7 protein-coding genes are annotated in these 8326 nt (G+C 67.9%); 5 read left to right on the top strand and 2 right to left on the bottom strand.

Annotated elements, in window-relative coordinates:
- Positions 1-6: 6 nt before the first annotated feature.
- Positions 7-1662 (bottom strand): malate synthase A, encoded by a 1656-nt coding sequence (aceB, locus tag ACNPM4_RS08715; protein ID WP_448985418.1) that lies wholly within the window; start codon positions 1660-1662, stop codon positions 7-9.
- Between the two features lie 71 nt (positions 1663-1733).
- Positions 1734-3059 (bottom strand): isocitrate lyase, encoded by a 1326-nt coding sequence (gene aceA, locus ACNPM4_RS08710; RefSeq protein WP_448985417.1) that lies wholly within the window; start codon positions 3057-3059, stop codon positions 1734-1736.
- A gap of 133 nt (positions 3060-3192) precedes the next feature.
- On the opposite strand from aceA, the gene ACNPM4_RS08705 reads away from it, so the two are divergent.
- The 5 genes from ACNPM4_RS08705 to ACNPM4_RS08685 form a co-directional block, all read left to right on the top strand.
- Positions 3193-4644, top strand: a complete 1452-nt coding sequence (locus ACNPM4_RS08705) for a helix-turn-helix domain-containing protein (RefSeq protein WP_448985416.1) — start codon at positions 3193-3195, stop codon at positions 4642-4644.
- A 112-nt stretch (positions 4645-4756) separates the two neighbouring features.
- On the top strand, positions 4757-5860 hold the full coding sequence (locus ACNPM4_RS08700) for an ABC transporter substrate-binding protein (protein WP_231481663.1): 1104 nt from the start codon (positions 4757-4759) through the stop codon (positions 5858-5860).
- Positions 5860-6657, top strand: a complete 798-nt coding sequence (locus tag ACNPM4_RS08695; protein WP_029260972.1) for an ABC transporter ATP-binding protein — start codon at positions 5860-5862, stop codon at positions 6655-6657. Before ACNPM4_RS08700 ends, ACNPM4_RS08695 begins: the two co-directional genes overlap by 1 nt.
- A complete protein-coding gene (locus ACNPM4_RS08690) occupies positions 6650-7498 on the top strand; it encodes an ABC transporter permease (RefSeq protein ID WP_448985415.1) in 849 nt (282 codons plus the stop codon). The genes ACNPM4_RS08695 and ACNPM4_RS08690 overlap by 8 nt, the downstream gene beginning before the upstream one ends.
- A gap of 109 nt (positions 7499-7607) precedes the next feature.
- Positions 7608-8326, top strand: a 719-nt coding sequence (locus tag ACNPM4_RS08685; RefSeq protein WP_448985414.1) for an LLM class flavin-dependent oxidoreductase, incomplete at its 3' end; no start/stop codon positions are given.

Raw genomic sequence — 8326 nt, 5'->3', positions numbered from 1 at the left:
GTGCGCTCAGTCCTCGTCGACCAGGAACCGGCTGTAGGCGCCCAGCGTGAGGAACGTCGGGAACTCCTCCTGCAGGGCGACCTCGCGGAAGATCTCCGCCGCATCGTCGTACCGGTCGCCGTGGCTGCGCGTCGCCTGTGCGAGCACCTGCGTGATCAGTCCCTCGATGTACTCCGCCGTGATGGGGGTGCCGTCCTGTGTCGTCCGGTCCTGGTGGATCCACTGCCACACCTGCGAGCGGCTGATCTCGGCCGTCGCGGCATCCTCCATCAGGTTGTCGATTGCGACCGCGCCGAGTCCGCGCAGCCAGGCCTCCAGGTAGCGGATGGCGACCGAGACGTTGTCCCGTACACCCTGCGCCGTGATCGGCCGACCGATGTGCAGGTCGAGCAGATCGCGGGCCTCGACGTGCACGTCGTCGCGCTGGCGGTCGACCTGGTTGGGGCGGTCGCCCAGCACCGCGTCGAACTCCGCCTGAGCCGTGGGGATCAGGTCGGGGTGGGCCACCCAGGTGCCGTCGAAGCCGTCGCCCGCCTCGCGCCTCTTGTCGGCCGTGACCTTCTCGATCGCGCGGGCCGTCACCTCGGGGTCGCGGCGGTTGGGGATGAACGCGCTCATGCCGCCGATCGCGAAGGCTCCGCGCTTGTGGCAGGTCTGCACGAGCAGGTCGGTGTACGCCCGCATGAACGGCACCGTCATCGTCACCTCGCTGCGGTCGGGAAGCACGAAGCGTGCTCCACGGCCGCGGTAGTTCTTGATGATCGAGAAGATGTAGTCCCAGCGGCCGGCGTTCAACCCCGCGCAGTGGTCGCGCAGCTCGTACAGGATCTCGTCCATCTCGAACGCGGCCGGCAGGGTCTCGATCAGCACCGTCGCGCGGATCGTGCCGTGCGGGATGCCGATGTGCTCCTCGCTGAACGAGAAGACGTCGTCCCACAGCTTCGCCTCCTCGCTCGACTCGAGCTTGGCGATGTAGAAGTAGGGGCCGCGGCCGCCGTCGATCAGTGCCTGCGCGTTGTGCAGGAAGTAGAGGCCGAAGTCGACGAGGGAACCGGACGTCGACGTGCGACGACCGGCGCGGTCGATGAAGGCGATGTGCTTCTCGGGCAGGTGCCACCCGCGCGGACGCATCACGATCGTGGGCGTGCGCTCGGCCGTGACCCGGTACTCCTTCCCTTCCGGGGAGGTGAAGGACAGCTCGCCGCGGATTGCATCTCGCAGCGACAGCTGACCCTCGATCACGTTCTTCCAGGTCGGGCTCGTGGCATCCTCCTGGTCGGCCAGCCAGACCCGCGCACCCGAGTTGAGGGCGTTGATGGTCATCTTCGGGTCGGTCGGCCCGGTGATCTCGATGCGGCGGTCGTCGAGACCGGGACCGGCACCGGCGACCCGCCAGTCGCGGTCCTCGCGGATGTGTGCCGTGTCTTCGCGGAAGCGCGGGTCGTGCCCGTTGCCGATCTCGAAGCGGCGGCGCATCCGGTCGGCCAGCCGGTCGTGACGGCGGGAGGCGAACCGGTGGTGCAGCTCGGTGAGGAAGGCGATGGCCTCGGGGGTGAGGATCTCCTCGTAGCGGTCGCGGATGGGGCCGGTGACTTCGATCGCCGGGCCCTGCTGAGTCGTCTGGATCGGAGCCGTGGTCGGGGGAGCGGTGGGAATGGTCATGATCGTGAGTCCTTCAGTTGGTGTCGAACGATGCGACAAGAGGGGCCACGCGCGCGGAGGGGGCGTGGGGATCAGTGGAACTGCGCGGCTTCGGTGGAGCCGGCGAGGGCGAGAGTCGCGCTGTCGGGGTTGAGCGCGGTGGAGATGACGTCGAAGTATCCGGTGCCCGCCTCGCGCTGGTGCTTGGTGGCGGTGTAGCCGTGGGCCTCGGCGGCGAACTCGGCTTCCTGCAGCTCGACGTAGGCGCTCATGGCGCGATCGGCGTAGCCGCGGGCGAGATCGAACATCGAGTGGTTCAGAGCATGGAAGCCGGCCAGGGTGATGAACTGGAACTTGTAGCCCAGGTCAGCCAACTCCTGCTGGAACGTCGCGATCTCGGCGTCGGACAGGTGCTTCTTCCAGTTGAAACTCGGAGAGCAGTTGTAGGCCAGGAGCTTACCGGGGAACTCCGCGTGGATGGCGGCCGCGAACTCGCGGGCGAGCGTGATGTCGGGCTCTCCCGTCTCGACCCACAGCAGGTCGGCGTAGGGGGCGAAGGCGAGGCCGCGGCTGATGACCGACTCGAGCCCCGGCCGGATCCGGTAGAAACCCTCCGTCGTGCGCTCGCCGGTGGTGAACTGCTGGTCGCGCTCGTCGACGTCGCTGGTGAGCAGGTCGGCGGCGAGGGCATCCGTGCGGGCGATGATGACGGTCGGCACACCGGCCACGTCGGCGGCCAGGCGGGCGGCGTTCAGGGTGCGGATGTGCTGTTGGGTGGGCACGAGCACCTTGCCGCCGAGGTGGCCGCACTTCTTCTCGCTGGCCAGCTGGTCTTCCCAGTGGATGCCGGCGGCGCCCGACTGGATGAGCGACTGCGCGAGCTCGTAGGCGTTGAGTGGTCCGCCGAAGCCGGCCTCGGCGTCGGCCACGATCGGGGCGAGCCAGTCCTGCGTGATCTCGCCTTCTGCGTGCTCGAGCTGGTCCTGACGGATGAGCGCGTTGTTGATCCGGCGCACGACCGCCGGCACCGAGTTCGCGGGGTAGAGCGACTGGTCGGGGTAGGTCTGGCCGGCGAGGTTGCCGTCGGCGGCGACCTGCCATCCGGAGAGGTAGATCGCCTTGAGCCCCGCCCGCACCTGCTGCACGGCCTGGCCTCCGGTGTAGGCGCCGAGCGCACGGACGTAGTCCTCCGTGTGCAGGAGGTTCCAGAGGTTCTCAGCACCGCGGTGCGCGAGCGTGGAGTCCTCTCGGACCGAGCCGCGGATGCGGATGACATCTTCGGCGGAGTAGGTGCGCTCGACGCCGTCCCAGCGGGGATCGGTGTCCCAGATCTCCTGGAGCTCGGCGGCCGTCTGAACCTGGTCGCCGGCTCGCAGACCGGCGGGGCGGGGCGTCGGGGTGTGGGCGGTGTTCGTCATGGTGTCTCCTCGGTGGATCCGGCTGCGGTGCCGGTGTGGCGTGGTTCCACTGTGCGTGAAGTTCGGGACGTCGAACGACCGATACCGGAGAGAAGATCGCTCGAAATTCTGTTTCTGTGACAGAATTTGCCGCATGAGCATCGATGAAGCTGCAGAAGAGACCGACGCCCTCACGATCGGTCGTCGAATCCGCCGGCTCCGCACGGCGAAGAGCATGACCCTCAACGACCTAGCCTCCGCCGTCGATCGGGCGCCGAGCCAGATGTCGATGATCGAGACCGGCAAGCGCGAACCCAAGCTCACGCAGCTGCAGGCGATCGCCCGCGCGCTCGGTGTGACGCTCGACGCGCTGCTCGAAGGGGAGCCGCTCGACGAACGCAGCGCGATCGAGATCGCCCTGGAGCGCGCGATGAAGGGGCAGACGTTCCAGGCCCTGGGCATCGAGCCGTTCCGTATCGCGAAGAGTCTGCCGACGGATGCGCTGAAGGCCCTGCTCGCGCTGCACGGGGAGATCGATCGGCTCAAGGACGAGCGGGCCGCGACGCCCGAGGAGGCCAGGCGGGCGAACGTCGAGCTGCGGCACCTGATGCGCAGGCAGGACAACCACTTCGCCGACCTCGAGGCCAAGGCTGCCGAGATCCTCGCCGCGGTCGGCCACCCCGGCGGCCCTCTGACACAGCGCACCGCATCCGAGATCGCGGCCTACCTCGGCTTCACCCTGCATTACGCGCCCGACCTGCCGCAGACCACCCGCAGCGTCGCCGATCTCGCTAACGGTCGGCTGTACCTGCCGAGCAGTGTGCCCGCGAAGGGTGATGCTCGCACCGCGGTGCTGCAGGCGCTGTCGAGCCGCATCCTCGGGCACTCCGAGCCGCGCAGCTATGCCGAGTTCCTGCGGCAGCGCGTCGAGACCAACTACCTCACGGGCGCTCTCCTCATCCCGGAGGCGCATGTCGTGCCCGCGTTGAGGGATGCCAAGCAGCGGCGGGCGATCTCGATCGAAGACCTCCGCGATGCGTATTCGGTGTCGTATGAGACGGCCGCGCACCGCTTCACGAACCTCGCGACACGTCACCTCGACATCCCGGTGCACTTCCTCAAGGTGCATGAGTCGGGCACGATCACCAAGGCGTACGAGAACGACGACGTGAACTTCCCGACCGACCGCCTCGGGGCCATCGAGGGGCAGATGTGCTGCCGCCGGTGGACCTCGCGCGTGGTGTTCGACGAGGACGACCGCTTCAACCCGTACTACCAGTACACCGACACCGGCAACGGCACGTACTGGTGCACGGCGCGGGTCGAGTCCTCGAGCGAGGGGCTGCACTCGGTGAGCGTTGGTGTGCGCTTCGACGACACCAAGTGGTTCGTGGGGAGGGACACCCCGCACCGCGGCGTCTCGAAGCACTCGGTCGAGGTGTGCTGCCGCCGGGCTCCCGCCGAGTTGGAAGACCGCTGGCGGGAGAACTCCTGGCCGAACGTGAAGACGCCGCGCACGCTGCTCGCGACGCTGCCGACCGGCGCGTTCCCCGGGGTCGACACGACTGATGTGTACGAGTTCCTGGAGGCGCACGCGCCGCAGTGAGTTCAGAGGGGCCCCGCTGTTTCGTCAAAAGATAGTTTCATCTTGCTTAGTCAATCTTGACTATGTTACTTTCGACGAGCCATCAATGACGAACGGCCGAGAAGGGACCCTCATGGCTACTTCCTCTGCGGAAACCCGATTCCGCATCACTGCCACCCTGACGTGCGTTCTCGCCGCCACGCTGACGCTCGGAGCATGTTCCGCGCAGACGCCAGGCGGCGATACCGCCCCCACGAGTGCGAGCGACACCGACGCCTGCAAGCGCAATCAGGATGCCGGCACCATCACCTACATCTCCGGCTACGGCTACTCCGCCAGCGCCGGTCAGCTCGACGTGTTCCTCGCCGAGGAGCTGGGCTACTTCGACGACCTCTGCCTCGATGTCGAGATCAACGCCTCCGGCGCGAACGGGCAGCAGCTCGTCGCATCCGGCCAGGCGCAGTTCACCGCTCTCGGCTCCGCATCCGATGTGATGCTGGCCGCGGCGAACAGCAAGAACCTCACGGCGGTCGCCACCTACGGCACCACCCCGCCGTTCTCCATCTTCGGTAACGAGAAGCTCGACAGCCTCAAGGATCTCGAGGGGGGATCGCTCGGGTACTTCATCAACCTGACCCCGATCGCCTCGGCCATGCTCGACGAGGCCGGCGTCGATGTCTCGAAGGTCGAGATGGTCAAGATGACCAACTACGACCCGACGGTCGTGGTGCGCGAGCAGGTCGATGCGATCGTCGGCTACGCCTCGAACCAGCCGCAGTCGCTCAAGGCGCAGGACCTGCCGTTCAGCGAGTTCCTCCCCTCCGACCTCGGCGTCGAGGGCACGTACAACGTGATGGAGGTCAATTCCCGCTTCCTCGACGAGCACCGCGAGGTCGCCGCCGACTTCATGCGGGCGAGCCTCAAGGCGCTGCAGTACTGCCTCGACGAGTCGGATGCCTGCATCGACAAGCTCGCGAAGCTGGCCGAGGACAACAACCAGGGCGCCGCGTTCCCGCGCGACCAGCTGGCCCGCACCTGGGAGGTGGAGTCCGCCTGGGTCCGCGAGAGCGCCGGTGGCAACCCCGGTGTGCAGAACGAGTCGATGTGGGAGCCGGAGTACGCGCTCGTCGAGAAGTACGGCGACGTCAAGGACCTGCCCGCGATCGCCGACATGATGGACGCCGATCTCGTCGCCGACCTCTACGACGGCGACACCCTCATCTGGCAGGCCGAGTGATGTCGGTCGCACAGGGAGCAGGCGTCGAAGTCAGGAACGTCTCGAAGTCCTTCGGCGTCGACGGCGCGAAGGTCACCGTGCTCGACGACGTGAGTCTCACGATCGGCATGGGCGAGTTCGTGTCGGTGATCGGTCCGAGCGGCTGTGGCAAGTCCACGCTGCTCAAGGTGGTCGCCGGTCTCCTCGACGCCGACTCGGGCACCGTCACGATCGACGGCGAGAGCGTCACCGCGGCCTCGCGCGACAAGAAGATCGGCCTCGTGCCGCAGTCGCCCGCGCTGTTGCCGTGGAAGACCGTGCGCGAGAACGTCGAACTGCCGGTGCGCATCAACGCCAAGGCGAACTCCGGGCGAGCGCTGCGCGACCCCGCGGAGCTGCTGGCGACCTTCGGCCTCGGTCAGGCGATGACGAAGTACCCCGGTCAGCTGTCCGGCGGCATGCAGCAGCGTGCCGCGATCGCCAGGGCGTTCGTGTTCGACCCGGCCATCATGCTGATGGACGAGCCGTTCTCGGCGCTCGACGAGATGAACCGTGACCTGCAGCGCATCGCCCTGCTGGAGTTCTGGCAGTCCAACCGCAAGGCCGTCATGTTCGTCACGCACTCCGTGCCGGAGGCGATCATGCTCTCCGACCGCATCGTGGTGATGGCCGCCCACCCGGGGCGCATCGCCCAGGTGATCGACGTGAACCTGCCGCGGCCGCGCGACGAGCAGTCGTATGCCACGGAGGAGTTCCGCGAGATGGAAGCAGTCGTGCGCGATGCGCTGCGTGCGCAGACGGAGAAGGCCCATGTCTGAGCTGACGATGAGAGACACGACCGCGACCCTCGCGACCGCCCGCCTGAAGGCCCAGCCGCGCCGTGGCGTCCCGACCTGGCTGCGCTGGGGGTCGTGGGGACCCACCCTGATCACGTTCGTGATCGCCGCGCTGCTCTGGCAGGTCGTGGCCTGGACCAACCCGTACGTGCTCCCGACGCTGGAGGCGATCGGCGGCAGCCTCGTCGACGACGCCGGCATGTACTGGTCGAACTTCCTCGTCACGCTGCTCGAAGTGTTGGTCGGAGCCTCCGCCGGCATCCTCGCCGGTTTCCTGCTGGCCGTGGTCATGGCCGAGTTCCAGATCATCGAGCGGGCCGTGATGCCGCTCGTGATCATCGTGATGGTGACCCCGATCGTGGCGATCGCCCCGGCGCTGGTCGTGGCCTTCGGGTTCGGCATGGTGCCGAAGTTCATCGTGACGGGGCTCGTGGTCTTCTTCCCGATGCTCGTGAACTCGCTGGCGGGTCTGCGCGACGTCGACCAGAAGGCGCTCGACGTCTTCAAGACGCTGCATGCCTCGCGGTGGGAGATCTTCCGGGAACTGCGCTTCCCCGGCAGCATGCCCTATGTGTTCGCGGGTCTCCGCATCGCCCTGCCGCTCGCCGTCGTCGGCGCCGCGGTCGCCGAGTTCGTGGCAGCGGGACAGCAGGCCGGTCTCGGCTCGCTCGTCACCACCTCCGCCGCCCAGGCGAACCTGCCGGTCACCTGGGCCAGCATCGCCCTGCTGTGCCTGCTCGGTGTGCTGCTGATCATCGTCCTCGCCCTGGTGCGCAAGCGCGTGCTCTGGTGGAGCGACGGCGAGGTCACGGCCAAGGGCTGACACGGCATCCGGATCCCGGGGCGGGCGCTCCACCCGCCCCGGGGTTCCTCCGGCGTGCCCGGAACCACTCGAGAACGACCAGAACCACCCACAAGGAAGGCACCCGCACATGACCGATCAGAACACCGTCAAGCCGCTGCGTCTCGGCCTCTTCGAGAACGCGCAGGCGAACGACTCCGGCACCGCCACCTGGCGTCACCCCGACAACGGGCGCTACCTGTTCGACAAGCTGGAGTACTGGCGCGACACCGCACGCATGGTCGAAGACGCCGGGTTCGACTTCCTGTTCCTCGCGGATGCCTGGGGCTGGGCCGACGTCGCGGGCGAACGCCCCGACATCTGCTCCGTCGAAGGGCTCGATCTGCCCCGCCTCGACCCGGCGATCATCCTCGCCGCCCTGATCCCCGAGACCACGCGGCTGGGTCTCGTCGCCACCGGCTCGACCCTCCTCGAGCCGCCCTACTCGTTCGCGCGCCGGATGGCGACACTCGACATCCTCTCCGGCGGACGCATCGGATGGAACGTGGTGACCACGGGGACGGCCGACACCGCGGTGCAGGGCTTCGGGGTGCCGATGGTCGGTCATGACGAGCGCTACCTGATGGCCGACGACTTCATGCAGGTCGTGTACAAGCTGTGGGAGCAGGCGTGGGAGGACGGGGCGCTGGAGCGCGACAAGTCCGGCCGTTTCGCTGACCCCTCCAAGGTGCACCGCATCGCGCATGACGGCCCCTACTTCCGTTCGCACGGCTACGGCAACACCTCGCGCTCGCCGCAGGGCACCCCGGTGCTGTTCCAGGCCGGGGCGTCGCCCGCCGGCCGGGAGTT

Source organism: Microbacterium umsixpiens (assembly GCF_053543675.1).
The sequence above is the reverse complement of the archived record's forward strand: the minus strand, read 5'-3'. Positions and strand labels throughout refer to the sequence as shown.